This window comes from Amycolatopsis pithecellobii (assembly GCF_009707865.1).
In the GTDB taxonomy this organism is placed as follows: domain Bacteria; phylum Actinomycetota; class Actinomycetes; order Mycobacteriales; family Pseudonocardiaceae; genus Amycolatopsis_E; species Amycolatopsis_E pithecellobii.
Window position 1 is genome coordinate 1 of the sequence record NZ_WMBA01000142.1, and the last position, 1,488, is coordinate 1,488.

The window sequence follows — 1,488 nt, forward strand, 5'->3', positions numbered from 1 at the left end:
CCGCCCACTCCCACCCCCGGACCAACACGAAGCCTCCTTAGCGGTCCGCACGCCGGGTCAAGGGTGGACGAAGTCCATCGCGAAGCGACGCCGAAGGCGCCCTTGACGCGGTGGGCCGACCGTTAAACACTCGGCGAAGTGGGGCGGGGGTGGGTCCCCTTACGAGGGCGCTCAGCGCCCGGTCAAATCCGCACCCAAAAGGACCAGGGCATCGCGCGGAGCGCGACCCAAAAAGATTGCCTCGCCGGCGGGCTGGCTCCGGGATAACTGACCCAACGGGACCTCACCTTGAGTGGGTGGTTTTGTTGCGTGGTTATGTGGTCGGCGAAATGACGTTCCATTGGGTGGCGTTCGGGTCCACGCCTGGGGTGTAGGGCACGACTTCCGGTTCGGGGTCCACTGGCAGGGCTGCCAACCGCATCATGTCGTGGGCCGCTGTGTCGCCGAGGGCGTCGCCCAGGACGTTGACGCCTTCGGCCAGTGCCGCTTGCTGGGCGCGGTGGGAAAGCTCGACGATCTGGGCGGCCAGTTCTTCCGCGCCCAGGCTCAACGCGGACTCGTCGAGTTTCAGTTCCTTGAGCGCCCCGTGCACATCCACCGTAACCCGCACATTGTCCGCACCGTTGTAGGCCCAGCCACGCAGTTCCGCCAGCTGGGCCGGCAGGTTTTCGGTCAACCGCAACCGTTCCTCGGCGTCCGCGAGGAGACGTTCGGCCGTGCGCCTGCCCGTCATTCTCGCGTCCAGTCGCGATCGAAATCGTCATCCGACGCCAATTCCGGGTCATACCCCAGCCCAACCCGGGCGGCGTCGCGGCCCAGCAGTTGCGCATATCGCTGGTTCGCTTTCGCGGTCGCCCGCGCGGCAACGGAAACCACTGTCTCGGCAAGGTTGGCGGCGCCGTACCGCAGAGCCTGCGGGCTCAGCTTCACCGCCCGCAACCGGCCTCCGACACCGACTTCGACGGTCACCCCGTCGGCACTCGCCTTGCCCACGATCGTCGCGAAATCGGTCATGCCGCGGGCCTGAACACACCCAGCAACGGCTCACCCGCGTTGCTCGTGCGCAACGGTACGACATGGCACACGTCGCCGGTGTGCGGTTCCTCGACCATCTGCCCGTTCCCGATGTACATCGCCACGTGCCCGCTCCAGATGATCAGGTCACCGGGCTGGATGTCATTGATATCAACCTTCTGCCCCACCGTCTGCGTCGCGGCGGTGCGCGGGATCTTCAACCCCGCCTGGCTGTACGCCCATTGTGTCAGCCCACTGCAGTCCATCCCGCGGTTCGGATCCGTGCCGCCCCATACATACGGCAAGCCGAGCCGGGAAAGCGCCGCGCGCACGGCGATCGCGGCCCGCTCGTTCGGCGCACTCACCGTCTGCCCGCCGGGAAGCTTGATCTGAGTGCCGCTGCCGTACTGATCGGACGGCGGGAACGTCATCGGCGGCCCACTCGACGCGGCTCCCCCCGTACCTCCGCTGTAC

3 protein-coding genes are annotated in these 1,488 nt (G+C 67.1%); all 3 read right to left on the reverse strand.

Translation table 11 applies throughout. The features are described from left to right. Positions 1–313 precede the first annotated feature (313 nt). Complete coding sequence (locus tag GKO32_RS37795) at positions 314–733, reverse strand: YbaB/EbfC family nucleoid-associated protein (protein ID WP_154761707.1); 420 nt, start codon at positions 731–733, stop codon at positions 314–316. Further along, positions 730–1,014 (reverse strand): YbaB/EbfC family nucleoid-associated protein, encoded by a 285-nt coding sequence (locus tag GKO32_RS37800; protein WP_154761708.1) that lies wholly within the window; start codon positions 1,012–1,014, stop codon positions 730–732. The genes GKO32_RS37795 and GKO32_RS37800 overlap by 4 nt, the downstream gene beginning before the upstream one ends. After that, positions 1,011–1,488: C40 family peptidase (locus GKO32_RS37805; RefSeq protein WP_166459859.1), on the reverse strand; the 478-nt coding region annotated here is incomplete at its 5' end. The genes GKO32_RS37800 and GKO32_RS37805, both read right to left, overlap by 4 nt.

Bases quoted from the DNA above. Each gene is read 5' to 3' on its own strand.
- GKO32_RS37795 (WP_154761707.1), bottom strand. From the start codon at position 733: ATGACGGGCAGGCGCACGGCCGAACGTCTCCTCGCGGACGCCGAGGAA.
- GKO32_RS37800 (WP_154761708.1), bottom strand. From the start codon at position 1,014: ATGACCGATTTCGCGACGATCGTGGGCAAGGCGAGTGCCGACGGGGTG.